Below are 24795 nucleotides of genomic sequence, written 5' to 3'. Positions count from 1 at the left end.
GCGTAAGGTACTGTAAAGTCGCCAGAGGGGGAAATTATCCTTGTGGGGGCAGGCAAACACCAATACCACCAATGCCACAATATCCGTAAGGATTTTTGTGCAGATACTGCTGGTGATCGTCCTCGGCATAATAGAACGGGGTTGCCGTAGTGATTTCCGTGGTAATGGTGCGCTCGTCGCCTGCGGCGGTCATTGCTGCCTGAAAACGTTCAAGGCTGGCCTGTGCGGCGGCGGTTTGTTCCGGCGTTAACGGGTAAATGGCGGAGCGATACTGCGTGCCCTGGTCGTTCCCCTGACGCATGCCTTGAGCCGGGTCGTGATTTTCCCAGAACACCTGCAGCAGTTGTTCGTAGCTGATAACATGCGGGTCATAGACGATGCGTACCGCTTCGGCATGCCCGGTATCGCCAGAACACACTTCACGATAGGTTGGGTTTGGGGTGTAGCCGCCGGTGTACCCGGCTGCGGTGCTGTATACCTCGGGTAATGACCAGAATAAACGTTCAACGCCCCAGAAGCATCCCATGGCGAAATAAGCTATCTCCATACCGTCGGGCACGTTGGTCATCGAATGTTGGTTAACCGCATGCAGCGTTGCCACTGGCATCGGGGTGTTGCGTCCAGGTAGCGCATCTGCTTGAGTAACAAGATGCTTTCTATCAAATAAACTCATGGCCGTTCTCCCGAAATCAGTCATTTGGGTTAAGGTTGTAACGAGACGCGTCTTTGCCCACAATAAACGGCGTGAATACGTCTAGAGTTAAACATAAGAAATATTTGGGTTGTCGTCTGTTTTTCAACTCTTATTGTTGATTTTTTGTTAAGCCGAGGAACGGCATAGTATTTTTTTCCAGGGGTGGGAAAAAAGGATATTCAGGAGAAAATGTGCCACATATCCGTCAGTTATGTTGGGTGGGATTACTGTGCTTAAGTGGCTCCGCCGCCGCCGCGAATGTTCGCTTACAGGTCGAAGGATTATCAGGACCGCTGGAGAAAAACGTCCGTGCGCAGCTGTCCACGATTCAAAGTGATGAAGTCACTCCAGACCGACGCTTTCGTGCGCGCGTTGATGATGCCATCCGCGAAGGGCTAAAAGCGCTGGGCTACTTTGAGCCGACCATTGATTTTGAACTGCGTCCACCGCCGGCAAAAGGCCGCCAGGTGCTGATTGCCAAAGTGACCCCCGGCGAGCCGGTGCTGATTGGTGGCACTGAGGTGATTTTGCGCGGTGGCGCGCGTACGGATAAAGATTATCTGGATCTGCTGAAAACACGCCCGGCAATCGGCACCGTGCTGAATCAGGGGGACTATGACAACTTCAAAAAGTCACTCACCAGCGTGGCGCTGCGCAAAGGCTACTTCGATAGTGAATTTAATAAAAGCCAGCTCGGGATAGCGCTTGAGCGTCGCCAGGCGTTCTGGGATATCGATTACAACAGCGGCGAACGCTATCGCTTTGGGCATGTCACCTTTGAAGGCTCGCAAATTCGCGATGAGTATCTGCAAAATCTGGTGCCCTTTAAAGAAGGTGAAGAGTACGAGTCGAAAGATCTGGGCGAACTGAACCGTCGTCTGTCGGCGACCGGATGGTTTAATTCCGTGGTCGTCGCACCGGAGTTTGATAAAGCCCGCAAAACCAAGGTGCTACCCCTGAAAGGCGTGGTCTCACCGCGAACCGAAAACACCATCGAAACCGGGGTCGGTTATTCAACTGACGTCGGGCCACGGGTGAAGACCTCGTGGAAAAAGCCGTGGATGAACTCCTACGGGCACAGCCTGACGACCAGCGCCAGTATCTCGGCGCCAGAGCAGGTGCTTGATTTCAGCTATAAAATGCCGCTGTTAAAGAACCCGCTGGAGCAGTATTACCTGGTACAGGGCGGCTTTAAGCGTACCGATTTAAACGACACCGAGCAGGATTCCACAACGCTTGCGGTTTCCCGTTACTGGGACCTCTCCAGCGGCTGGCAGCGCGCGATTAACCTGCGCTGGAGCCTCGACCACTTTACCCAGGGTAATGTCACCAACACCACTATGCTGCTCTATCCGGGCGTGATGATCAGCCGGACGCGTTCACGCGGCGGCCTGATGCCTGTCTGGGGCGATTCCCAGCGCTACTCTATTGATTACTCGAACACGGCCTGGGGTTCAGATGTTGATTTCTCCGTTTTCCAGGCGCAAAACGTCTGGATCCGCACGCTGTACGACAGGCATCGCTTTGTGATGCGCGGTAATCTCGGCTGGATTGAAACCGGAGACTTCGACAAAGTGCCGCCGGACCTGCGTTTCTTTGCCGGGGGCGATCGCAGTATTCGCGGCTACAAATACAAATCTATTTCGCCGGAAGGCAGCGACGGCAAGCTGAAAGGGGCCTCCAAGCTGGCAACCGGCTCGCTGGAATACCAGTACAACGTGACCGGTAAATGGTGGGGGGCGATGTTTGTCGATAGCGGCGAAGCGGTCAGCGACATTCGCCGAAGCGATTTCAAAACCGGTGCCGGGGTCGGCGTACGCTGGCAATCGCCGGTTGGACCTATCAAGCTCGACTTTGCCGTCCCGGTCGGCGACAAAGATGAACATGGTTTACAGTTTTACATCGGTCTGGGGCCTGAATTATGAGTTTATGGAAGAAGATAAGCCTCGGCGTGCTGATTTTTATCCTGCTGTTGTTAGGCTCGGTGGCGTTCCTCGTCGGTACCACCTCGGGCCTGCATCTGATCTTCAAAGCCGCTAATCGATGGGTTCCGGGTCTGGAAATTGGTCAGGTCACCGGCGGCTGGCGGGATTTATCGCTCAAAAATATTCGCTACGACCAGCCTGGCGTGGCGGTGAATGCTGGTGAAGTGCATCTGGCCGTGGGGCTTAACTGTCTGTGGGACAGCAGCCTGTGCGTCAACGATCTGGAGCTGAAAAACATCAACGTGGCGATCGACAGCAAAAAGATGCCGCCATCCGCGCCGGTTGAGGAAGAAGAGAGCGGTCCGCTTAATCTTTCCACGCCTTACCCCATCACGCTTTCGCGCGTGGCGCTGAACAACATCAATATCAAAATCGATGACACCACGGTTTCAGTGCTGGATTTTACTTCCGGCCTGAACTGGCAGGAAAAAACGCTGACGCTGAAGCCAACGTCATTACAGGGGCTGCTGATTGCTCTGCCTAAAGTGGCGGAAGTGGCACAGGAAGAGGTTGTCGAACCGAAGATTCAAAACCCGCAGCCGGATGAAAAGCCGCTCGGGGAAACGCTAAAAGATCTGTTCTCAAAGCCGGTACTGCCGGAAATGACCGATGTCCATCTGCCGCTCAATCTCAATATTGAAGAGTTTCGCGGCGAGCAGCTGCGTGTGACCGGGGATACGGATTTAACAGTACATAGTATGCTGCTGAAAGTGAGCAGCATAGACGGCAACATGAAGCTCGACGCGCTGGATATCGACTCGAATCAGGGAACGGTAAAAGCCAGCGGCACGGCGCAACTGACCGACACGTGGCCGGTTGATATTACGTTAAACAGCACGCTAAACATCGACCCGTTAAAAGGCGAAAAGGTGAAGCTGAAGGTTGGCGGCGCGCTGCGCGAACAGCTGGAAGTCGGCGTCAATCTGTCTGGTCCGGTAGATATGGACCTGCGTGCGCAGACGCGCCTGGCAGAAGCCGGATTGCCGCTCAACATTGAGGTGGTGAGTAAGCAGGTTTACTGGCCGTTTACCGGTGAGAAACAGTTCCAGGCCGATGACATCAAGCTCAAACTGACCGGCAAGATGACCGACTATACGCTGTCGATGCGTACCGCCGTGAAAGGTCAGGATATTCCTCCGGCTACCATCACGCTGGATGCCAAAGGCAACGAGCAGCAGATTAATCTCGACAAACTCAGCGTTGCGGCGCTGGAAGGGAAAACCGAGCTGAAAGCGCTGGTGGACTGGCAGCAGGCGATCAGCTGGCGCGGGGAGCTAACGCTGGATGGTATCAATACCGCGAAAGCGATCCCGGACTGGCCGTCAAAACTGAATGGCCTGGTGAAAACGCGCGGCAGTCTGTACGGCGGAAGCTGGCAGATGGAAGTTCCTGAGCTGAAGCTGACCGGCAACGTGAAGCAGAACAAGGTCAATGTGAACGGCTCGCTGAAGGGGAACAGCTACCTGCAGTGGACGATTCCGGGCCTTCATCTGGAGCTGGGACGCAACAGTGCGGACGTAAAAGGCGAACTGGGGGTTAAAGACCTCAACCTCGACGCGACGATTGATGCCCCAAGCCTGGATAACGCGCTGCCGGGGCTGGGCGGTACGGCGAAAGGGCTGGTAAAAGTTCGCGGTACGGTTGAAGCGCCGCAGCTGCTGGCGGATATTACCGCCCGTGGTCTGCGCTGGCAGGAACTTTCCGTTGCTCAGGTGCGCGTCGAAGGCGATGTGAAATCGGCCGAGCAAATCGCCGGTAATCTCAACGTTCGCGTAGAGCGGATTGTACAACCTGACGTGAATATTGGTCTGGTGACGCTCAACGCCAAAGGCAGTGAAAAGCAGCATGAACTGCAGTTACGCATTCAGGGTGAGCCGGTTTCAGGGCAACTGGATCTTGCCGGGAGCTTTGATCGCAAAGAACAGCGCTGGAAAGGGGAGTTAAGCAATACCCGCTTCCAGACGCCGGTCGGTCCGTGGTCGCTCAACCGGGCTATCGCGCTGGATTATCGTAATCAAGAACAGAAAATTAGTATCGGGCCGCACTGCTGGAACAACCCGAATGCGGAGCTGTGCGTACCACAAACCATTGATGCCGGTGCAGAAGGTCGCGCGGTGGTGAATCTTAACCGCTTCGACCTGGCGATGCTAAAACCGTTTATGCCGGAGACAACCCAGGCCAGCGGTGTGTTCACCGGCAAAGCTGATGTGAGCTGGGATACCACCAAAGAGGGGCTGCCACAGGGGCAGGTCACCCTGAGCGGACGTAACGTGAAGGTCACGCAAAGCGTGAATGATGCCCCGCTCCCCGTGGCGTTTGAAACGCTGAATCTGACCGCCGACCTGCACAATAACCGTGCCGAGTTGGGCTGGCTAATTCGTCTGACCAACAACGGGCAGTTTGACGGACAGGTGCAGGTAACGGACCCGCAAGGGCGTCGTAATCTGGGCGGTAACGTCAATATTCGCAACTTCAATCTGGCGATGGTGAACCCTATCTTCTCGCGCGGTGAAAAAGCGGCAGGGATGATCAACGCCAACCTGCGGCTGGGCGGCGATGTGCAAAGCCCGCAGTTGCTCGGACAGCTGCAACTGAGTGGTCTGGATATTGACGGTAACTTCATGCCGTTTGACATGCAGCCAAGCCAGTTAGCCGTTAACTTCAATGGAACACGCTCAACGCTGGCGGGCGTGGTGCGTACGCAGCAGGGAGAAATTAACCTGAGCGGCGATGCCGACTGGAGTCAGATAGACAACTGGCGGGCGCGTGTTGCGGCTAAAGGCAGCAGGGTGCGTATTACCGTACCGCCGATGGTCCGCCTCGACGTATCGCCGGACGTGGTCTTTGAAGCCACGCCGAGCCTGTTTACTCTCGATGGCAACGTGGATGTGCCGTGGGCGCGTATCGTGGTACATGACCTGCCGGAAAGTGCGGTTGGGGTTTCCAGCGATATGGTTATGCTTAACAACAACCTGCAGCCCGAGAAACCGCAGACCGCCGGTATTCCGATCAACAGCAACCTGAATATCCACGTCGGTAACAACGTGCGTCTTGACGCCTTTGGTCTGAAAGCGCGTCTGACGGGCGATCTGAAAGTGGTGCAGGATAAGCAAGGTCTGGGGCTTAACGGGCAAATTAATATTCCGAGCGGTCGTTTCCACGCCTATGGTCAGGATCTGATTGTGCGTAAGGGCGAGCTGTTGTTCTCCGGTCCGCCGGATCAGCCGTTGCTCAACATCGAAGCGATTCGTAACCCAGATGCCACCGAAGACGACGTGATCGCTGGCGTTCGCGTCACCGGTACCGCCGATGAACCGAAGGCGGAGATCTTCTCCGACCCGGCAATGTCGCAGCAAATGGCGCTTTCCTACCTGCTACGTGGACAAGGGCTGGATAGCGAACAGAGCGATAGCGCAGCGATGACTTCAATGCTTATTGGTCTGGGGGTTGCACAAAGTGGTCAGGTTGTGGGTAAAATCGGGGAGACATTTGGCGTAAGCAATCTGGCTCTGGACACGCAAGGGGTGGGCGACTCATCTCAGGTGGTTGTCAGCGGATACGTACTGCCAGGTCTGCAGGTGAAATATGGTGTGGGTATATTTGACTCCTTAGCGACACTCACGCTACGTTATCGTCTGATGCCTAAGCTATATCTGGAAGCAGTGTCTGGCGTAGATCAGGCACTTGATTTGCTCTATCAGTTCGAGTTTTAGCAATGCGAATATTTGTCTACGGCAGTTTACGAACCAAACAAGGCAACAGCCACTGGATGACCAATGCCCTGTTGCTGGGAAATTTCAGTATCGATAACTACCAGTTGTACAGCCTGGGCCACTATCCAGGCGCGGTTCCGGGAAATGGAACAGTACACGGGGAAGTTTATCGTATTGATAACGCCACGCTGGCAGAGCTTGACGCTCTGCGTACCCGCGGCGGTGAATACGCACGCCAGTTAATTCAAACGCCGTACGGAAGTGCATGGATGTACGTGTACCAACGTCCGGTTGATGGCTTAACGCTGATTGAAAGCGGTAACTGGTTAGACAGAGACCAGTACTGATATATCGCCTACCAGAATAAACAACGCCGCCTTCGGGTGGCGTTGTTTATTAAAGGCTTAAAACTCCACGCGCGCGCCGAGGTTATAGCGGCGTCCTTCCACCTGCGCGGATTCATTCCATGCAGTCGTCAGTTTCGGATCTTCATCCAGCACGTTGTAGATCCCTGCCATCAGCTGCGTGTGCTTATTGAGCTTATAACGTACGCCTACGTCGACCATCGTGTAGTCATCGTACTTATAGTTATTGCCGCTGTTGCGGTTACTGCTGCGGTAATTCACCGTACTCCATACGTCCAGACTCTGCGTTGCCGCCCAGTTCAGCGACAGGTTCGCCATATGGCGCGGATAATCGTTGAGCGCGTAGCCTTTGTTTACGCCGCTTTTCTGTTCGCTATGGTTCCAGGTGTAGTTAGCGTTGGCTTTTACATCGGCGCTAATCTGCCAGTCGGCATTCAGTTCTATGCCGTACACGTCCGCTTTGCTGACGTTGAAGTATTTACTGACGGAGTCCGCCTTGTAGCCATTCACGGAGCACTGATTCGTCGATGTAGTTTCGCAAATGGTTTGTTCAGCAATTTTGTCTTTGAACTGCGTATAGAAGACGGTGCTATCCAGTGACAGCGCATTCCCCGTCCAGTAGAGGCCCAGCTCAGAGTTAACGCTTTGTTCTGGTTTCAGATCGTCGTTACCGACGGTCAGGAAGGGATAAGGTACGGTCGAGCCGTATGGGGTGACAAAGTCGCTGGATGTCGCACGCAGCTCAGGTTTTTTATAACCAGCGGAAACGCCGCCCTTCAGCGCCCAGTCATTGCTGAAGGCCCAGTTACCGTACATTTTCGGCGTAATATGTGTGCCAAAGTTATCATCCTGGTCCATACGCGCTGATGTAGTCAGGATAAAGTCGTCAATGCTCCAGCCGTCTTCAGCAAACAATGCCCAACCGTTACGGCTGATTTTTGTCACTGGCTCAGATCCGGGCAGCGTTTTGTTGGCCACATCAAAGCGGTCATTCAGCTCTTCGCGGGTGAAATTCGCCCCAACGGTCAGTTTATGGTTGTCGAGCGTGAAGGTGGTTTGCGAATTAGCGACGTAGTTCTCCATCTGTACATACTGCGGCGACTGGCCGTCATAAACGTACTTCGAACGGCCTTTTTCATAGTTTATGTAGTTGGTCGTTGCAATGGTGTCGTCGGCATACCAGCCGGTATGCGTTAAGGTGGCGGCGTTACGATCGAACAGCCATGACCACGGCGCGCCGCGCTTCTGGGTACGGTTTTTCTCCTGCTCACCGGTGACCACATTGAGGTCGAACAGGTTATTTTCGCTAGCGGCCAGGCCCAGCGTCATATCAACGGATTTACGGTTGTGTTTACCGAAATAGTTATTGCGATCGTCATCGCGACGGTCGAGCCAGTCGGCCGCTACGCTAAGGCCGAGAACATCGGGCACAATCGGCCCCATGGTAAACAGATTCATCTGGCTGGTATTACCCAAATACTGGTGTTCCTGAAGCCAGGTATTGGCGGCAATTGCCGTCGTCCACTCTTTTGCGCCATACGGTTTTTTGGTAATCACGTTGACCACACCGCCGATGGCATCTGAGCCGTACAGCGAGGACATGGGCCCGCGGATAACTTCGATACGCTCAATGGCCTCCATCGGCGGTAAGAAGTTGGCTTCAGTACCGATGTCATGTCCGTAAGGGCGAGATTCACCGGTATTTTGTTTGACGCTGTTGACCATAAACGCGGTATAGGACGGGTCCATGCCGCGAATCATAATGCTGCCAGCGTTCATACCGCTGCTGTTGGTGACCGAGACGCCAGGAAGGTTTTTAATCGCTTCACCAATGCTACGGTCCGGCTGAATATCCAGCGTTTTACGATCGATAACGGAAATGGTGGCCGGCGCTTCGCGCTTTTGCTGCGAGAACCCGGATGCGGTGATCACCATTTCATCTTCGCTATTGCGTGAGGTTTCGGTGAGTTCTTCTGCCTGAGTGGGGAAAATAACACCGCCTGAGAATGCAACGATCCCTGTCAGCGTAATAAGTTGACGCGTTTTCATAATATAGACACCTGAAAAGTAAAAAATAAAAGCATCACCTTGCAGCCCAGAAAAGCTGCAAGGTGTCAGAAGCGTTTTTAATTATTAATATTTGGAGAGGTCGATTTTCAGCACGTAGTCGGGCTTCACACCGGTCATTTTTTCCGGCTGTTTGACGCTGACATACAGGGTGTTGGCATCAGACGAGAGCGCCAGGCTGTTAGGTAACGCATTGGTTTCAATGCTTTGTTTTACCTGATAAGTCTTGCTGTCCACAATGCTGATGCGCTTTGCATTACGGTGGGTGATATACACTTCCTGGCGCTTTTCGTTATATATCACTGCCAGCGAGTTGATAACCTTAATGGGCGCAATAACCTTACCGGTATTAATATCAACAACCAGTACATCCGCTAAATCAGGATCGGTCAGGAATGCGCGATTATTTTTTGCATCCAAAGCAATATTCAGGAAAAAATGTTTTTTGCCTGGCTCAATACTAAAGCGGTTAATAATTTGATGGTTAGTGGTATCCAGCGTAATAAGTTCGTTGCGGCCATTTACGACATACAGGCGGTTCTTATTGGCATCTACGGCCATGCCGGTCGGATACTGGCCCATGTTTTCAAGGGTGGCGATTTTCTCGCGCTTTTGCGTATCCACCACCCAGACAATACCCTTTTCAGCCACGCCGGAAACGTACAGGCGGTGATGCTGTTTATCGAGCACCATTTCGCGGGTATGGACAATTTCTTTCGGGTTTTTGGCTTCGCTCAGTTGCAGTATCGCCAGCTCTTTACCGCTGCGGGTATCAATGAGCGTGACCGAACCCTCCAGCGTGTTACCGACATAGAGCACCTGGTTTCCTGCATCCAGGGCAGTGGCAAAGGCACGACGGCTGGTTTCGATAACTTCAGTCGTGGTGAGCTTCTCCAGATCGAGTTTATAGATAAGCCCGCTGGTTTTATCTTTATCAAACGACGGCGACGAGGCAGCAAAAAGCGCATTCTGCTGGCTATCAACCGCCAGTTCATACACGCCGTTGCCAACGTCGCGGGTCAGAAAATCTTGCTCAGGTAGCGTCTGCGCCACGCTGGACAGGCTGGTAAATAACAGTGCTGTGGCGAGAGCCACGCAGGAATAGCGTTTCAGGGACTTCACATTGTGGAGGTTCATTGACTTTTATTCACATTTATTTACATACTGAGAATGATAATGAGATCAAATCTCATTCGCAATTAAGATAAATGAAATGTGACTACCCAATCTGGTAGGTCAAAAAGAAAACAGCGAAGGGGAGGGGGAAAAGAAAGTAGAAATTAAAAAACCCTTACTAACCAGGGGCTGGCGTTCAGGGCTTTAAGCTAACGCGAACTTACTTCTTCGCGCGCTCGAAGGAAGCAACGATTTCAGCTTTAGCAGCTTCAGCGTTGTCCCAACCGTCAACTTTCACCCATTTGCCCGCTTCGAGATCTTTGTAGTGTTCGAAGAAGTGGGTGATCTGCGCTTTCAGCAGTTCCGGCAGGTCGGTCACATCTTTGATGTGATCGTATTCTTTGCTCAGCTTGGTGTGCGGTACCGCAACCAGTTTCGCATCTTCACCGGATTCGTCGGTCATTTTCAGTACGCCAACCGGACGGCAGCGGATCACTGAACCTGGCTCCAGTGGGTACGGAGTCGGGACCAGAACGTCTACCGGGTCACCGTCCAGAGACAGGGTGTGGTTGATGTAACCGTAGTTGCACGGATAGAACATCGCGGTGGACATGAAGCGGTCAACGAACAGGGCGCCGCTCTCTTTGTCAACTTCGTATTTGATCGGATCTGCGTTCGCAGGGATCTCGATAACAACGTAGATATCTTCCGGCAGGTCTTTACCGGCAGGGACGTTGAGTAAGCTCATGTCTGTTTCCTTTAAATAAGCTATGGCAAACAAGTGGCGGGTATTATAGCCAACTCGCGCGGAATGTCTCCGCTTGTTTTCGCTTTCTCTGCGTGCATTTTCTTCTTTTTACCTCTCTCTCGTGACAGAAAAATCCATATCTTCAGCCGCATTTTTCATAGTGAGATGAAAGCGATTACAAAGTTGTGATTAACGTTTTATTTACTTTTTTGAAGTGTGATGTAACGCAATCCGTTACATGCTCAATTGTCTATAGTTTTTTCGCAACGGTTAATTAACCAACAATAATCACCCTACGAGGACGCACTTATGTGGAAGCGCTTACTTTTAGTCACAGCAGTTTCGGCAGCCATGTCGTCTATGGCAATGGCAGCCCCTTTAACCGTAGGATTTTCGCAGGTTGGCTCTGAATCCGGCTGGCGCGCCGCAGAAACCAACGTCGCGAAAAGCGAGGCCGAAAAGCGGGGAATTACGCTGAAAATCGCTGATGGCCAGCAAAAGCAGGAAAACCAGATTAAAGCAGTCCGCTCATTTGTTGCGCAGGGCGTCGACGCCATCTTTATTGCGCCGGTCGTGGCAACGGGTTGGGAGCCGGTTTTAAAAGAAGCTAAAGATGCCGACATTCCGGTCTTTTTGCTCGATCGTTCCATCGATGTAAAAGACAAATCTCTCTATATGACCACCGTCACCGCCGACAACGTGTTGGAAGGTAAATTGATCGGCGACTGGCTGATTAAACAAGTGGACGGCAAGCCGTGTAACGTCGTTGAGCTGCAAGGGACCGTTGGGGCCAGCGTGGCGATCGATCGTAAGAAAGGCTTTGCTGAAGCTATTGCCAGTGCGCCAAACATCAAAATTATTCGCTCTCAGTCCGGTGACTTCACCCGCAGTAAAGGGAAAGAAGTGATGGAGAGCTTTATCAAAGCGGAAAACAACGGCAAGAACATCTGTATGGTTTACGCCCACAACGATGACATGGTGATCGGTGCGATTCAGGCGATCAAAGAAGCGGGCCTGAAACCTGGCAAAGATATTCTCACCGGTTCTATCGATGGCGTACCGGATATCTACAAAGCGATGATTGACGGTGAAGCCAACGCCAGCGTCGAACTGACGCCGAATATGGCCGGCCCGGCATTCGACGCGCTGGAGAAATTCAAAAAAGACGGCACGATGCCTGAGAAGCTGACCATTACCAAGTCGATCCTCTATCTGCCGGATACGGCAAAAGAAGAGTTAGAGAAGAAGAAAAACATGGGCTACTAAGCCTTCATGAAAATGCCGGGGGCGCTGCGCTTGCCCGGCCTACATTACGCTCTTTTGTAGGCCGGATAAGCGTAGCGCCATCCGGCGTGATGCAGGGGGAACCATGACCACCGACCAACATCAGGAAATCCTCCGCACCGAAGGATTAAGCAAATTCTTTCCCGGCGTCAAAGCGTTGGATAACGTGGATTTCAGCTTGCGTCGTGGTGAGATTATGGCGCTGCTGGGAGAAAACGGAGCCGGCAAATCGACGCTCATCAAAGCGCTGACCGGCGTTTACCATGCCGATCGCGGCACTATCTGGCTTGAAGGCCAACCGATCACCCCCAAAAACACCGCCCATGCCCAACAACTGGGGATTGGCACCGTGTACCAGGAAGTGAACCTGCTGCCCAATATGTCGGTTGCCGATAACTTATTTATTGGTCGTGAACCGCGGCGCTTTGGCCTGCTTCTGCGCAAGCAGATGGAAAAACGCGCGACGGAGCTGATGGCGTCATACGGTTTTTCCCTCGACGTGCGCGAGCCGCTGAACCGCTTTTCCGTGGCGATGCAACAAATCGTCGCCATCTGTCGGGCGATCGATCTCTCCGCGAAAGTGCTGATCCTCGATGAGCCGACCGCCAGCCTTGATACCCAGGAAGTTGAAATGCTGTTTGGCCTGATGCGACATCTGCGCGATCGGGGCGTCAGCCTGATCTTCGTCACCCACTTTCTTGATCAGGTTTATCAGGTCAGCGATCGCATTACCGTTCTGCGTAACGGCGGCTTCGTTGGCTGCCGTGAAACCCGAGAACTGCCTCAGATCGAACTGGTCAAAATGATGCTGGGCCGTGAACTGGATACCCATGCGCTACAGCGTGCGGGCCGCACGTTGCTGAGTGATAAACCGGTGGCGGCATTCAGCGGCTTTGGCAAAAAAGGCACCATCGCGCCATTTGATCTACAGGTGCGTCCCGGTGAGATCGTCGGTCTCGCCGGACTACTGGGATCCGGGCGAACGGAAACGGCGGAGGTGATCTTCGGTATTAAACCCGCCGACAGCGGAAGTGCGCTGATCAAAGGCAAACCGCAGACTTTGCGCTCGCCACATCAGGCTTCGTGTCTGGGGATCGGTTTCTGTCCGGAGGATCGCAAAACGGATGGCATTATTGCCGCCGCTTCGGTGCGGGAAAACATCATTCTGGCATTGCAGGCGCAGCGCGGCTGGCTGCGACCTATTCCCCGGAAAGAACAAAACGAGATTGCCGAGCGGTTTATCCGCCAGCTTGGTATTCGTACTCCGAACGCTGAGCAGCCGATCGAATTTCTCTCCGGCGGCAATCAGCAAAAAGTATTGCTCTCGCGTTGGTTACTGACCAAACCGCAGTTCCTGATCCTCGATGAACCCACGCGTGGGATCGACGTTGGCGCGCATGCGGAGATCATTCGCCTGATCGAAACGCTGTGCGCGGATGGTCTGGCGCTGCTGGTCATTTCATCCGAACTGGAAGAGTTAGTGGGCTATGCCGATCGGGTCATTATTATGCGCGATCGCAAACAGGTGGCCGAGATCCCACTGGCTGAACTGTCCGTACCGGCGATCATGAACGCCATTGCGGCCTAAGGAGACTATGGTGATGCCTCAATCTCTCCCTCAATCCAATCCGTCTAAACGGCGGTTCCGTTGGCCAAAGGGGATGCCACAGCTGGTGGCGTTACTGCTGGTGCTGCTGGTGGATAGCCTGGTCGCCCCGCACTTCTACCAGGTGATTTTGCAGGATGGTCGGTTGTTCGGTAGCCCGATTGATATTCTCAACCGCGCCGCGCCCGTGGCGCTGTTGGCGATTGGTATGACGCTGGTGATTGCTACCGGCGGCATCGACCTTTCCGTGGGGGCCGTCATGGCTATTGCTGGCGCTACTACTGCGGCGATGACGGTGGCCGGGCACAGTCTGCCGGTAGTGCTGCTTGCCGCCTTAGGCTCCGGCATTCTGGCTGGGCTGTGGAACGGGATTCTGGTGGCCATCCTCAAGATCCAACCGTTCGTCGCTACGCTTATTCTGATGGTGGCCGGGCGCGGAGTGGCGCAGTTGATCACCTCCGGGCAGATCGTCACCTTCAACTCGCCAGAACTGTCATGGTTTGGCAGCGGCTCGCTCTTACTATTCCCCACGCCGGTAATTATTGCACTGCTCACGCTGGTGGTGTTCTGGCTGCTGACGCGGAAAACGGCGCTGGGTATGTTTATCGAAGCGGTGGGTATCAACATTCGTGCGGCAAAAAACGCCGGGGTGAACACCCGCATTATCGTGATGCTCACCTATGTGCTGAGCGGCCTGTGCGCGGCTATCGCTGGCATTATCGTCACGGCGGATATTCGCGGGGCAGATGCCAATAACGCCGGATTATGGCTGGAGCTGGATGCCATCCTGGCGGTGGTTATTGGCGGCGGTTCGCTGATGGGCGGGCGCTTTAACCTGCTGCTGTCGGTGGTAGGCGCATTGATTATTCAGGGCATGAACACCGGGATTTTGCTGTCGGGCTTCCAGCCGGAACTGAATCAGGTGGTCAAAGCCGTGGTGGTGTTGTGTGTGCTGGTCGTGCAGTCGCAACGCTTTATCAGCCTGATAAAAGGAGTGCGTGGTCATGATAAAACGTAATTTACCGCTGATGATCACCCTCGGCGTGTTTGTGCTGGGTTATCTCTACTGCCTGACGCAGTTTCCCGCTTTTGCTTCCACCCGGGTCATTTGCAATATCCTGACCGATAACGCCTTTCTGGGCATCATTGCCGTAGGCATGACTTTCGTAATCCTCTCTGGCGGGATCGACCTTTCCGTTGGCTCGGTGATCGCCTTTACCGGCGTATTTCTGGCAAAGGCCATTGGCTATTGGGGCATTTCCCCGCTGCTGGCGTTCCCTTTGGTTTTGCTGATGGGCTGCGCGTTTGGTGCGTTTATGGGGTTACTGATTGATGCGCTGAAGATCCCGGCATTTATTATCACCCTGGCGGGAATGTTCTTCCTGCGCGGCGTCAGCTATCTGGTCTCAGAAGAATCCATCCCAATTAATCATCCGGTTTATGACACGCTCTCAAGCCTGGCATGGAAAATTCCCGGCGGTGGTCGCCTGAGCGCGATGGGATTGCTGATGCTGGCGGTTGTCGTCATCGGCATATTCCTGGCGCACCGTACGCGCTTTGGTAATCAGGTTTACGCGATTGGCGGCAACGCCACCTCTGCCAACCTGATGGGCATCTCAACCCGCAGCACCACCATCCGCATTTATATGCTGTCTACCGGGCTTGCGACGCTTGCCGGCATTGTCTTTTCCATTTACACCCAGGCGGGCTATGCGCTGGCGGGCGTTGGCGTCGAACTGGATGCGATAGCCTCAGTTGTGATTGGCGGAACGCTACTCAGCGGTGGGGTCGGTACAGTGTTAGGGACGTTGTTTGGCGTCGCTATTCAGGGGCTGATCCAGACCTACATTAATTTTGACGGCACATTAAGTTCCTGGTGGACGAAGATCGCGATTGGCATTTTATTGTTTATTTTTATAGCGTTACAACGCGGTCTGACGGTGCTTTGGGAAAATCGTCAAAGCTCGCCGGTTACCCGAGTGGGTACGGCGGCAACACCAAAGTAACATCCTGATTTTGCACAAAACATTTAAATACCTAAACTTTTTCCGGTTGTAGTCGATAGGTTCTGTACAGGTCTGTTTTAACCCTACAACCGGAAATATAACGATGCCAAAATCCCTTTCAATTCGATCAAGTTTGTTGGTGTTATTGTCTCTGCTGACGTTCCTTCTGCTACTGACCGGTAGCATGGGGCTATATGCGTCTACCCGTGTCATTACCTCGTTGATTTATCACGGTATTATGAGCGCTGCAATGTTGGCTGCTATCGCATTGCTGGCGGTCATTTGGTTTATGCTGCGAAATAAGTTTCTCAAACCGTTGGATAACATGGTTGAGCAACTGGAACGTCTGGCTACGGGGGATTTGTCGCCGGTTACCGCGTTGTCGGCCAGCGCCGAATTCAACCGCCTGAACGCAGCAATGGATGACATGCGCCATGCGCTGGGCGACTCGGTACAGCGCGTACGCGATGCCAGCTCGCAAATTGATATTGGCAGTCGTGAACTGACGGCCGGTAACCAGCATCTGGCGCAACGCACTGAATCGACAGCCACTTCGCTGGAGCAGACCGCCGCCAGCATGGAAGAACTCACGGCGACGGTGAAACAGAATGCGCAGAACGCGGAACAGGCGCACCAGCTGGCAAAATCGGTGTCGGATACTGCCGATCGCGGTAGCGAAATGGTGTGCTATGTGATCGAGAAAATGCGCGATATTTCCGGCAGTTCCAGCCGAATCGCCGATATCCTCAGCGTGATTGACGGCATTGCTTTCCAGACCAATATTCTGGCGCTCAATGCTTCCGTTGAAGCGGCGCGAGCTGGTGAGCAGGGGCGGGGCTTTGCGGTTGTGGCAGGTGAAGTGCGTAATCTGGCCAGCCGCAGCGCCGAGGCGGCCAAAGAGATCCGTACGCTAATCAGCGATTCGCACACCCATGTGGGGGAAGGCAGTGAACTGGCGCAGCAGGCGGGCGAAACCATGGATGAAATCGCGACCGAGGTTATGCGTATGACCAAACTGATGCGTGAAATTGCCAGTGCGTCCCAGGAACAGAGTCGCGGCATAGAGCAGGTGAATATCGCGGTAATTCAGATGGATGAAACGGCGCAGCAAAACGCGGCGCTGGTGCAGCAGTCTTCAGCGGCTACCCGCTCGCTGGAAGAGCAGTCTTCAGCGCTAATCGAAGCAATGGCCGTATTTAAGCTACAGAAAGCGTAAGCAGACGATGGATTTTGTAGGCCGGATGGCAACGCTACGCGTTTTATCCGGCCTACGTCCGTGCGATGAATGATACTTACGCGTCCGGGAACTCGCGGATAAAGCGTTCTACATCTTCAACCATATGGTCGTTACCCACGAAGAAGGAGCGGCGCTGGTGCAGGCTTTCTGGGGTGATATCCAGAATGCGTTCTTTACCATCGCTGGCTTTGCCGCCCGCCTGCTCGGCCAGGAAGGCCATCGGGTTGCATTCATACAGCAGACGCAGTTTCCCTTGCGGGTGGCTGGCGGTGCTTGGGTACAGGTAGATCCCGCCTTTCAGCAGATTGCGATGGAAATCCGCAACCAGAGAGCCAATGTAGCGCGAGGTATACGGGCGCTGGGTTGGCTTATCTTCTTCCTGGCAGAATTTAATGTACTTCTTCACGCCGTTCGGGAATTTGATGTAGTTGCCTTCGTTAATGGAGTACGTGCTGCCTTTCGCCGGGAAGCGCATACGTTCCTGGCTGAGGCAGAATACGCCCAGAGAAGGATCGTAAGTGAAGGCATGTACGCCACAGCCGGTGGTATACACCAGCATGGTGGAAGAACCATAAACAACGTAACCTGCAGCAACCTGCTTGTTGCCCGGTTGCAGGAAATCCTCTTCCGTGACCGGTGTGCCGACTGGGGTTACGCGGCGGTAAATAGAGAAAATCGTACCGACAGAGACGTTAACATCGATGTTGGATGAGCCATCCAGCGGATCCATTAGCACAACGTATTTAGCGTGTTCACAGCCTTCAAAGACGACGATTTCATCTTCTTCTTCTGAGGCAATGCCCGCCACAATGTCGCGCGCCTTCAGTGCAGCTTTCAGTTTTTCGTTCGCGAACAGATCGAGTTTTTGCTGAACCTCTCCCTGCACGTTCTCAGCACCGCTGGCACCCAGGATATCGACCAGACCGGCCTTATTGATATCGCGGTGGATGATCTTGGCGCCCAGCTTTATTGCCGACAACAAAGCAGTGAGCTCACCGGTAGCATGAGAAAACTCGTGCTGCTTTTCGACAATAAATTCACCTAACGTTTTCATAACACTTTCCCTGCAATTTATGTGGAGTAAAGCGACCGCAACAATATTAACAAATATTTCCTTTGTTGCGCTTAGGTGAATCGCGCCAGCAAACTGCGGAATATCCTGAAATGCGTTTCTCACTTGCCGGACATGTGCGTAAAATGGCCCCCAGATTAAAAAAGGATAGTGACGTATGCGCATTCATATTTTGGGAATTTGTGGCACTTTCATGGGCGGTCTGGCGATGCTGGCGCGCTCGCTCGGTCATGAAGTAACCGGTTCGGACGCCAATGTGTATCCGCCGATGAGTACCTTACTTGAGAAGCAAGGCATTGATCTGATTCAGGGTTACGATGCCAGCCAGCTCGACCCACAGCCGGACCTGGTGATCATCGGCAATGCCATGACCCGTGGTAATCCGTGCGTGGAAGCGGTGCTGGAAAAGAACATTCCGTACATGTCTGGCCCGCAGTGGCTGCATGACTTTGTCTTGCGCGATCGCTGGGTACTGGCGGTTGCGGGTACGCACGGCAAAACCACTACCGCCGGAATGGCGACCTGGATCCTCGAAGCCTGCGGCTATAAACCTGGCTTTGTGATCGGCGGCGTTCCGGGCAACTTTGAGGTTTCCGCGCGCCTCGGCGAGAGCGACTTCTTCGTGATTGAAGCGGATGAGTACGACTGTGCGTTCTTCGACAAGCGTTCTAAATTCGTGCATTACTGCCCGCGCACGCTGATCCTCAATAACCTTGAGTTCGATCACGCGGATATCTTTGACGATCTGAAAGCTATTCAGAAACAGTTCCATCACCTGGTGCGTATCGTGCCGGGCCAGGGACGCATCATCTACCCGGAAAACGACATCAATCTGAAACAGACGATGGCGATGGGCTGCTGGAGCGAACAAGAGCTGGTGGGCGAACAAGGTCACTGGCAGGCGAAAAAGCTGACCACCGATGCCTCCGAGTGGGAAGTGTGGCTGGACGGTGAAAAAGTCGGCGAAGTTAAGTGGGGCCTGGTGGGCGAGCACAACATGCACAACGGCCTGATGGCGATTGCAGCCGCGCGTCATGTTGGCGTCGTGCCTGCGGATGCGGCCAATGCATTGGGCTCGTTCATCAACGCTCGTCGCCGTCTTGAGCTGCGCGGTGAAGCCAATGGCGTGACGGTGTATGACGATTTTGCCCATCACCCGACGGCCATTCTGGCAACGCTTGCGGCACTGCGCGGTAAAGTGGGCGGCACGGCGCGCATCATCGCGGTGCTGGAACCTCGCTCGAACACCATGAAAATGGGTTTGTGCAAAGATGACCTGGCGCCGTCGTTAGGGCGTGCAGACGAAGTGTTCCTGCTGCAACCCCCGCACATTCCGTGGCAGGTAGCAGAAGTCGCTGAAGCCTGCGTTCAGCCGGCACACTGGAGCGGCGATGTGGATGCACTGGCAGATATGGTGGTGAAAACCGCACAGCCTGGCGATCACATTCTGGTGATGAGCAACGGCGGGTTTGGCGGCATCCATCAAAAACTGCTGGATGGTCTGGCGAAGAAAGCTCAGGCAGAAGAAGAGTAAAAAAATGCCCGGTGGCGCTACGCTTACCGGGCCTACAACGGATCGTAGGCCGGATAAGGTATTTGCACCGCCATCCGGCACTTTCGGCGGACGAAGAGGTTAGGCCTCGTTTTCCGCCAGTTCACGCAGATACTGGAAGATCTGGCGGGAAGATTTTGGCGGCTTGTTGCCCGCTTTTTCTTTCCTGGCGTTACGCACCAGCGAACGCAGTTGCTGACGGTCGGCGTCAGGCCACAGGTTCATCACTTCTTCGATAGCTTCATCGCTACCGTCAACCATACGGTCACGCAGTTGCTCCAGCTTATGGAAGACAACGACCTGTTGGTTGTGACGGTTTTTCAGCTTGTCCAACGCCTGACGGATAGGATCAACATCGCGCTGGCGCAACATTTTGCCAATCAGCTGCAGCTGACGACGGCGACCTTCCATCTTAATACGCTGGGCCAGCTCAATCGCGGCACGTAAATCCGCATCGAGCGGGATTTTATCCAGCGCGTTTTTCCCCAGTTTTACCAGTTCCACACCCAGGTGTTTTAACTCCTCGGCGTCACGTTTTATTTCACTTTTACTGACCCAGATAATTTCATCGTCTTCGTCTTCGATGTCATCACCGGGAACGTCGTCGAGCCAGTCTTCGGGCTGCTTAGTCATGTCAGGCTCCTTAAAAAAAGAGGCTAATGTTACCAGTTAAGATGCGCACTGAAAAACGGTTCTCTGTTAGACTTCAGAGAAACTCTCTCTACATTATGGCATTTGCGATGAAAGTAATCTCACAAGTTGAAGCGCAGCGTAAGATTCTGGAAGAAGCAGTCTCGACGGCACTGGAATTAGCATCAGGTAAGTCGGATGGCGCGGAAGTCGCTGTGAGCAAGACCACGGGTATTAGCGTCAGCACCCGTTATGGTGAAGTGGAGAACGTCGAATTCAATAGCGATGGTGCACTGGGGATTACGGTTTACCACCAAAACCGTAAAGGCAGCGCATCGTCCACCGATTTAAGCCCGCAGGCGATTGCACGCACCGTGCAGGCCGCGCTGGACATTGCACGTTACACTTCGCCGGACCCGTGCGCGGGCGTGGCAGATAAAGAACTGCTGGCCTTTGATGCGCCCGATCTGGACCTGTTCCACCCGGCGGAAGTTTCCCCTGACGAAGCTATCGAACTGGCTGCCCGCGCTGAACAGGCGGCACTACAGGCCGACAAACGCATCACCAATACCGAAGGTGGCAGCTTTAACAGCCACTATGGCATCAAAGTGTTTGGCAACAGCCACGGTATGCTGCAGGGCTACTGCTCCACGCGCCATTCTCTTTCCAGCTGCGTAATTGCAGAAGAAAATGGTGATATGGAGCGCGATTACGCCTACACCATTGGCCGGGCGATGGGCGATCTGCAAACGCCGGAGTGGGTGGGGGCAGATTGTGCTCGCCGTACCTTATCTCGCCTGTCTCCGCGTAAGCTGTCCACCATGAAAGCGCCGGTGATTTTCGCCAATGAAGTGGCGACCGGACTGTTCGGACACCTGGTTGGCGCCATTGCAGGCGGCTCGGTGTACCGCAAATCCACCTTCCTGCTCGACTCGCTGGGCAAGCAAATTCTGCCGGAATGGCTGACCATTGAAGAACATCCGCACCTGCTGAAAGGGCTGGCGTCTTCACCGTTCGACAGCGAAGGCGTACGGACCGAACGCCGCGACATTATTAAAGACGGTGTGCTGACTCAGTGGCTGCTGACCAACTATTCCGCACGTAAGCTGGGGCTTAAGAGCACCGGTCATGCAGGCGGGATCCACAACTGGCGAATTCCGGGACAGGGTCTAAGCTTCGAGCAGTTGCTCAAAGAGATGGGCACAGGTCTTGTGGTTACCGAGCTGATGGGACAGGGCGTAAGCGGCATTACCGGCGATTACTCGCGCGGCGCGGCGGGCTTCTGGGTCGAAAACGGTGAAATTCAGTACCCGGTGAGTGAAATTACCATCGCCGGTAACTTAAAAGAGATGTGGCGTAATATCGTCACCGTCGGCAACGATATTGAAACGCGCAGTAATATTCAGTGTGGTTCGGTCCTGTTGCCGGAGATGAAGATCGCCGGGCAATAATATCCGTCATACTTCAAGCTGTGGCGTGAATTATTGAGGGTATCTGGCGTTTGTTTATTTTTGAATAATAAAAAAGGAAGTGAGCAATGCGTAAACACCTGTTAGCGATCGTCGCAGCTTCAACGCTGGTTCTTGGTTCTTCTGCGTTTGCAGCCGATCTTGAAGACGATATGGGGATCCTCAACGACAACCTGAAAATCGTCGAAAAAACGGATAATGCGACTGAACTGAAAGATGCGTTAACCAAAATGCGTGCAGCTGCGCTGGACGCGCAAAAGGGAACGCCGCCGAAGCTGGAAAACAAATCCCCGGACAGCCCGGAGATGAAGGATTTCCGTCACGGTTTTGACACGCTGATCGGCCAGATTGACGGCGCGCTGAAGCTGGCGAACGAAGGTAAAGTTAAAGAGGCGAAAGCTGTTGCGGAAGAGCTGAAAACCACGCGCAACGAAAACCACAAGAAGTTCCGCTAATCTGCGCTATCCGGCCTGCATACCCGTAGGTCGGATACAACACCCCGCTACTGCACGCCCCATAAGTAAACGCTATACCCATCACATTTTTTCATTTTTATCGCCCATTCATTGTTCGCACTTCCTTCCATTTTTCTGCTCGCTCTTGCGATCTCAATCACATTATTCCAGTGATAAATCGTGGTTCCAGCTCTTTTTGCGGCACAGATCACTATCGCTGCACACCTTTCCACTTCGAAGTGGAAAACAACTCGCTACAAACTCATAACCTCCGTCGCTAATTTACCCTCAGAGACATTAACGGGGTAAGACGAGTGAATAACGGAGCTGTAATGAATGACATGGGGGAATCGGTGGAACTGGCCGACCGCATGCTGGCGCAGGTGTATGCCTTGCTGCGTGAACGCAACATTATTCCCAACGCCGTACAGGAACAGATGCTGACGTCGCATGTTCGCGCCATGGCGCACCGCTCGGTAACGGGTGAACCCTTACCAGAGGTCGATGCCAGCTTGTTTGATGAAATATCTGCCGAATCAATGGCGCTTGCCCGCGACGTGGTCGCCGAGTTTGGCAATCTTCCTGAGGAAGAGGCCTGGCTGCTGTCGGTGCACTTCGAAGTCGCGAAAGACAACCTTTAAGGAGCAAAAGATGGAACAGATTACCGTAGTGATTGGCGATCGTCTGGGTAAAGGCCAGAAAGTGGCGGCAGGCGTAGAGAAAGCGGGTGGCCGTGCCGTTGTGGTGCCGGGCGTTGCAGCAGATATGAAGCTGGGTGACGTGATGAAAGCGGAAAACGCCACCTTTGGTATCTCGTTTTGCGGCAGCGGTGGTGCGGGTGCGATTACCGCGCAGACCAAATACGGCTACAAGGCGAAATACGGCATGCGCTCGGTCGATGAAGGGGTAACCGCCATCAACGAAGGGTGCAACGTACTGGGATTCGGCTTTATGGACAAAGAAGAGCTCGGCGAGCGCCTGGTGCAGGCGTGGCAAAAGAAACACGGCGCTTAAGCATGAAAGAGCAATTCACCACCACGGTGAGAGTCACGGGTAAGGGCGAGACCAAAGCTCGCGCCTTTGCCGATGCCCTGAACCACGTTCAGGCTGCGGTGATGAAAGCGTCGCCGCATATCTTACTGCGTATTGAGCCACAGGATGTGCAGGTTGTTCAAGCGCGTGAATCGGTGCGTAAAGAGGCGTTTTTATTCCTCTTTTTGCGCCGGGAAAGACGCACTTTCAGCGTGGAGCTGGACGTGACCGTCAACGTGACTGCCATCAATCTCGACAAGGTGGATTTCGTTACGCAACGCTGATTTTTCTATTAAAAGGCATAATTATGTTCCTGATAATATTAATAAAATCGCTCATCATCGGCGCGTTGGTTGGCGTTGGTGTCGGCGCTGGGGCTGCACGCATGTTTCATGCGCCTACCACTCAAGGGATGGGCGCGTTTCGTACTCTGGGAGAACTGAATTCCTGCGAAGGGGATCCGGCTTCTCACTTCTCGTTCGGCCTGGGTTTCTTCTTTAACGCCTGGGCTTCCTCTGTTGCGGCGGGGGCGTTCACGCAGGACGTCGACCATCGCATCATCCCCAACTGGGGCGCCGCCGCGCTGATGATTAAAAATCGCAACGTCGGTGAAACGCTGCACGACCCCAAACGCATGGCAATTGCCTGCGGCGTTATCGGGATGATCGTGGTGACCTTCCTGAACCTCACCGCATCATCCGTACCGGAAGCGTTGCAGGTTACCGCCGTCAAGGTGCTGGTGCCCGCGGCTAACCTGCTGGTTAACACCGTGATGCCAGTAATCTTCTGGCTGGCGGCGATCGACGCCGGTAAGAAATCTGGCTTCTGGGCCACCGTTTTTGGCGGCGCGGCGCAGCTGATCATGGGTAACGCCGTTCCGGGTCTGGTTCTCGGCATTCTGATCGGCAAAGGTGTTGAAGAGAGCGGCTGGAACCACGTCACTAAAGTGATGATGGTGGCTATCGTCGCGCTGTTTGTCCTGAGCGGCTTCTTCCGTGGCTTCGACATGAAGATGATCGAATCCTTCCATCTGACCGTGCCTAACTGGCTCGAACTTATCCACAACTCGCTCAGCGGCAAATAACGGAGGTCATCATGGAACAGAATAAAGGTTTTTGGTTCGCTGACTGGTCGTTCCCGATCTTCGTGGGCCTGCTCTCCTCTGGCGTGTTTGCCGGAACACACATGTACTACCTGTACGGTATTGGCGCATTTAACGAAGTGGCTTTTGTGGCGATGCTGAAGGCGGGAATGGATACCGGCTCCTACGGAGCGGTGGCGGCATTTGGCGCAAGCTTTCTGTTTGCCCGCATCATTGAAGGTTCGCTGGTGGGGATTTTGGATATCGGCGGGGCGATTCAAACCGGGGTTGGGTTAGGTGTTCCGGCGCTGCTGCTGGGCGCGGGCATTATCTTCCCGGTCGCCAACTTCGCCGCCTCGCTGGTCACCGGTCTGGTGATTGGTCTGGCGATTGGCTACATCATCATTCTGGCGCGTAAGTTCACCATCAACCAGAGCGACTCGACCTACGGTGCGGACGTCATGATGGGGGCCGGTAACGCCTCCGGACGCTTCCTCGGGCCGTTGATTATCCTCAGCGCGATGACGGCTTCTATTCCGATCGGAATCGGTTCTCTGGCTGGCGCGCTGCTGTTTTACCTGTGGCAAAAACCGATTACCGGCGGGGCGATCCTCGGCGCAATGATCCTCGGGTCCATCTTCCCGATTGCCATTAGTTGATGGTGTGTCGTTGTAGGCCTGATG

The 24795-nt window shown here is 53.9% G+C and carries 22 protein-coding genes; 16 read left to right on the top strand and 6 right to left on the bottom strand.

Translation table 11 applies throughout. The annotated features are described in order from the left end of the window. Positions 1-34: 34 nt before the first annotated feature. The gene (gene msrA / locus OGY13_RS10700; protein WP_213752392.1) at positions 35-673 is read right to left on the bottom strand and encodes a peptide-methionine (S)-S-oxide reductase MsrA; all 639 of its coding nucleotides are present in this window, start codon (positions 671-673) and stop codon (positions 35-37) included. 212 nt (positions 674-885) lie between these two features. On the opposite strand from msrA, the gene tamA reads away from it, so the two are divergent. The 3 genes from tamA to OGY13_RS10685 are packed head-to-tail and all read left to right on the top strand — an operon-like array spanning position 886 to position 6739. Beyond that, entirely contained in the window at positions 886-2619 is a 1734-nt protein-coding gene (gene tamA / locus OGY13_RS10695) for an autotransporter assembly complex protein TamA (RefSeq protein ID WP_003025718.1), read from the top strand. Beyond that, the gene (gene tamB / locus OGY13_RS10690; RefSeq protein ID WP_213752391.1) at positions 2616-6392 is read left to right on the top strand and encodes an autotransporter assembly complex protein TamB; all 3777 of its coding nucleotides are present in this window, start codon (positions 2616-2618) and stop codon (positions 6390-6392) included. The genes tamA and tamB overlap by 4 nt, the downstream gene beginning before the upstream one ends. Before the next feature lie 2 nt (positions 6393-6394). Then, positions 6395-6739 (top strand): gamma-glutamylcyclotransferase family protein, encoded by a 345-nt coding sequence (locus OGY13_RS10685; RefSeq protein WP_003025723.1) that lies wholly within the window; start codon positions 6395-6397, stop codon positions 6737-6739. 57 nt (positions 6740-6796) lie between these two features. Here the strand turns inward: OGY13_RS10685 and OGY13_RS10680 are convergent, their stop codons facing one another. The 3 genes from OGY13_RS10680 to ppa form a co-directional block, all read right to left on the bottom strand. Continuing rightward, the gene (locus OGY13_RS10680; protein ID WP_020996258.1) at positions 6797-8806 is read right to left on the bottom strand and encodes a TonB-dependent receptor domain-containing protein; all 2010 of its coding nucleotides are present in this window, start codon (positions 8804-8806) and stop codon (positions 6797-6799) included. 84 nt (positions 8807-8890) lie between these two features. After that, positions 8891-9961, bottom strand: a complete 1071-nt coding sequence (yncE, locus tag OGY13_RS10675; RefSeq protein WP_128612171.1) for a 7-bladed beta-propeller protein YncE — start codon at positions 9959-9961, stop codon at positions 8891-8893. Positions 9962-10160: 199 nt separating this feature from the next. Further along, a complete protein-coding gene (gene ppa / locus OGY13_RS10670; RefSeq protein WP_003025726.1) occupies positions 10161-10688 on the bottom strand; it encodes an inorganic diphosphatase in 528 nt (175 codons plus the stop codon). Between the two features lie 309 nt (positions 10689-10997). Between ppa and ytfQ the strand changes: the two genes are divergently transcribed. The 5 genes from ytfQ (at position 10998) to OGY13_RS10645 (ending at position 16800) form a co-directional block, all read left to right on the top strand. After that, positions 10998-11954, top strand: a complete 957-nt coding sequence (ytfQ, locus tag OGY13_RS10665) for a galactofuranose ABC transporter substrate-binding protein YtfQ (protein WP_003025728.1) — start codon at positions 10998-11000, stop codon at positions 11952-11954. A 103-nt stretch (positions 11955-12057) separates the two neighbouring features. Next, positions 12058-13560: a galactofuranose ABC transporter, ATP-binding protein YtfR gene (ytfR, locus tag OGY13_RS10660; protein ID WP_213752390.1), complete on the top strand. Its 1503-nt coding sequence runs from the start codon at positions 12058-12060 to the stop codon at positions 13558-13560. Positions 13561-13573: 13 nt separating this feature from the next. Continuing rightward, positions 13574-14596 carry a galactofuranose ABC transporter, ATP-binding protein YtfT gene (gene ytfT / locus OGY13_RS10655; protein WP_003830397.1) on the top strand — a complete coding sequence of 341 codons (1023 nt, stop codon included), beginning with the start codon at positions 13574-13576 and terminating at the stop codon, positions 14594-14596. Then, entirely contained in the window at positions 14583-15584 is a 1002-nt protein-coding gene (gene yjfF, locus OGY13_RS10650; protein WP_008786036.1) for a galactofuranose ABC transporter, permease protein YjfF, read from the top strand. Before ytfT ends, yjfF begins: the two co-directional genes overlap by 14 nt. A 103-nt stretch (positions 15585-15687) precedes the next feature. Further along, positions 15688-16800, top strand: a complete 1113-nt coding sequence (locus tag OGY13_RS10645) for a methyl-accepting chemotaxis protein (protein ID WP_191215219.1) — start codon at positions 15688-15690, stop codon at positions 16798-16800. A gap of 76 nt (positions 16801-16876) precedes the next feature. On the opposite strand, the gene fbp is transcribed toward OGY13_RS10645, so the two are convergent. Continuing rightward, positions 16877-17875, bottom strand: coding sequence for a class 1 fructose-bisphosphatase (gene fbp / locus OGY13_RS10640; RefSeq protein ID WP_003830390.1), 999 nt, complete (start codon positions 17873-17875; stop codon positions 16877-16879). Between the two features lie 175 nt (positions 17876-18050). On the opposite strand from fbp, the gene mpl reads away from it, so the two are divergent. Continuing rightward, complete coding sequence (gene mpl / locus OGY13_RS10635; protein ID WP_003830388.1) at positions 18051-19427, top strand: UDP-N-acetylmuramate:L-alanyl-gamma-D-glutamyl-meso-diaminopimelate ligase; 1377 nt, start codon at positions 18051-18053, stop codon at positions 19425-19427. A gap of 99 nt (positions 19428-19526) precedes the next feature. On the opposite strand, the gene yjgA is transcribed toward mpl, so the two are convergent. After that, complete coding sequence (gene yjgA / locus OGY13_RS10630; protein ID WP_008786039.1) at positions 19527-20078, bottom strand: ribosome biogenesis factor YjgA; 552 nt, start codon at positions 20076-20078, stop codon at positions 19527-19529. A gap of 95 nt (positions 20079-20173) precedes the next feature. On the opposite strand from yjgA, the gene pmbA reads away from it, so the two are divergent. From pmbA to OGY13_RS10595, 7 genes are all read left to right on the top strand, one after another. Continuing rightward, positions 20174-21526, top strand: coding sequence for a metalloprotease PmbA (gene pmbA, locus OGY13_RS10625; protein WP_003830385.1), 1353 nt, complete (start codon positions 20174-20176; stop codon positions 21524-21526). A gap of 86 nt (positions 21527-21612) precedes the next feature. After that, complete coding sequence (gene cybC, locus OGY13_RS10620) at positions 21613-21999, top strand: cytochrome b562 (protein WP_003025756.1); 387 nt, start codon at positions 21613-21615, stop codon at positions 21997-21999. Positions 22000-22331: 332 nt separating this feature from the next. After that, on the top strand, positions 22332-22640 hold the full coding sequence (locus tag OGY13_RS10615) for a glycine dehydrogenase (RefSeq protein WP_003025758.1): 309 nt from the start codon (positions 22332-22334) through the stop codon (positions 22638-22640). Between the two features lie 10 nt (positions 22641-22650). Continuing rightward, positions 22651-23013: an SFCGS family glycine-rich protein gene (locus tag OGY13_RS10610; protein WP_003830384.1), complete on the top strand. Its 363-nt coding sequence runs from the start codon at positions 22651-22653 to the stop codon at positions 23011-23013. A gap of 2 nt (positions 23014-23015) precedes the next feature. Further along, positions 23016-23315, top strand: coding sequence for a DUF4312 family protein (locus OGY13_RS10605; RefSeq protein ID WP_003025762.1), 300 nt, complete (start codon positions 23016-23018; stop codon positions 23313-23315). 23 nt (positions 23316-23338) lie between these two features. Further along, entirely contained in the window at positions 23339-24115 is a 777-nt protein-coding gene (locus OGY13_RS10600; RefSeq protein ID WP_003025764.1) for a DUF4311 domain-containing protein, read from the top strand. A gap of 11 nt (positions 24116-24126) precedes the next feature. Next, complete coding sequence (locus OGY13_RS10595; protein ID WP_003830379.1) at positions 24127-24771, top strand: DUF4310 family protein; 645 nt, start codon at positions 24127-24129, stop codon at positions 24769-24771. Positions 24772-24795: the final 24 nt, after the last annotated feature.

It is taken from the genome of Citrobacter sp. Cpo045, assembly GCF_030332875.1.
In the GTDB taxonomy this organism is placed as follows: domain Bacteria; phylum Pseudomonadota; class Gammaproteobacteria; order Enterobacterales; family Enterobacteriaceae; genus Citrobacter; species Citrobacter portucalensis.
Note: the sequence above shows the minus strand (reverse complement) of the source record. Positions and strands in the feature narration are given on the sequence as shown.

What these genes read in the sequence shown, in the direction of transcription:
- msrA (WP_213752392.1), bottom strand. Translation starts at nt 673, where the DNA reads ATGAGTTTATTTGATAGAAAGCATCTTGTTACTCAAGCAGATGCGCTA.
- tamB (WP_213752391.1), top strand. Translation starts at nt 2,616, where the DNA reads ATGAGTTTATGGAAGAAGATAAGCCTCGGCGTGCTGATTTTTATCCTG.
- OGY13_RS10685 (WP_003025723.1), top strand. Translation starts at nt 6,395, where the DNA reads ATGCGAATATTTGTCTACGGCAGTTTACGAACCAAACAAGGCAACAGC.
- OGY13_RS10680 (WP_020996258.1), bottom strand. Translation starts at nt 8,806, where the DNA reads ATGAAAACGCGTCAACTTATTACGCTGACAGGGATCGTTGCATTCTCA.
- yncE (WP_128612171.1), bottom strand. Translation starts at nt 9,961, where the DNA reads ATGAACCTCCACAATGTGAAGTCCCTGAAACGCTATTCCTGCGTGGCT.
- ppa (WP_003025726.1), bottom strand. Translation starts at nt 10,688, where the DNA reads ATGAGCTTACTCAACGTCCCTGCCGGTAAAGACCTGCCGGAAGATATC.
- ytfQ (WP_003025728.1), top strand. Translation starts at nt 10,998, where the DNA reads ATGTGGAAGCGCTTACTTTTAGTCACAGCAGTTTCGGCAGCCATGTCG.
- ytfR (WP_213752390.1), top strand. Translation starts at nt 12,058, where the DNA reads ATGACCACCGACCAACATCAGGAAATCCTCCGCACCGAAGGATTAAGC.
- ytfT (WP_003830397.1), top strand. Translation starts at nt 13,574, where the DNA reads ATGCCTCAATCTCTCCCTCAATCCAATCCGTCTAAACGGCGGTTCCGT.
- yjfF (WP_008786036.1), top strand. Translation starts at nt 14,583, where the DNA reads ATGATAAAACGTAATTTACCGCTGATGATCACCCTCGGCGTGTTTGTG.
- OGY13_RS10645 (WP_191215219.1), top strand. Translation starts at nt 15,688, where the DNA reads ATGCCAAAATCCCTTTCAATTCGATCAAGTTTGTTGGTGTTATTGTCT.
- fbp (WP_003830390.1), bottom strand. Translation starts at nt 17,875, where the DNA reads ATGAAAACGTTAGGTGAATTTATTGTCGAAAAGCAGCACGAGTTTTCT.
- mpl (WP_003830388.1), top strand. Translation starts at nt 18,051, where the DNA reads ATGCGCATTCATATTTTGGGAATTTGTGGCACTTTCATGGGCGGTCTG.
- yjgA (WP_008786039.1), bottom strand. Translation starts at nt 20,078, where the DNA reads ATGACTAAGCAGCCCGAAGACTGGCTCGACGACGTTCCCGGTGATGAC.
- pmbA (WP_003830385.1), top strand. Translation starts at nt 20,174, where the DNA reads ATGGCATTTGCGATGAAAGTAATCTCACAAGTTGAAGCGCAGCGTAAG.
- cybC (WP_003025756.1), top strand. Translation starts at nt 21,613, where the DNA reads ATGCGTAAACACCTGTTAGCGATCGTCGCAGCTTCAACGCTGGTTCTT.
- OGY13_RS10615 (WP_003025758.1), top strand. Translation starts at nt 22,332, where the DNA reads ATGAATGACATGGGGGAATCGGTGGAACTGGCCGACCGCATGCTGGCG.
- OGY13_RS10610 (WP_003830384.1), top strand. Translation starts at nt 22,651, where the DNA reads ATGGAACAGATTACCGTAGTGATTGGCGATCGTCTGGGTAAAGGCCAG.
- OGY13_RS10605 (WP_003025762.1), top strand. Translation starts at nt 23,016, where the DNA reads ATGAAAGAGCAATTCACCACCACGGTGAGAGTCACGGGTAAGGGCGAG.
- OGY13_RS10600 (WP_003025764.1), top strand. Translation starts at nt 23,339, where the DNA reads ATGTTCCTGATAATATTAATAAAATCGCTCATCATCGGCGCGTTGGTT.
- OGY13_RS10595 (WP_003830379.1), top strand. Translation starts at nt 24,127, where the DNA reads ATGGAACAGAATAAAGGTTTTTGGTTCGCTGACTGGTCGTTCCCGATC.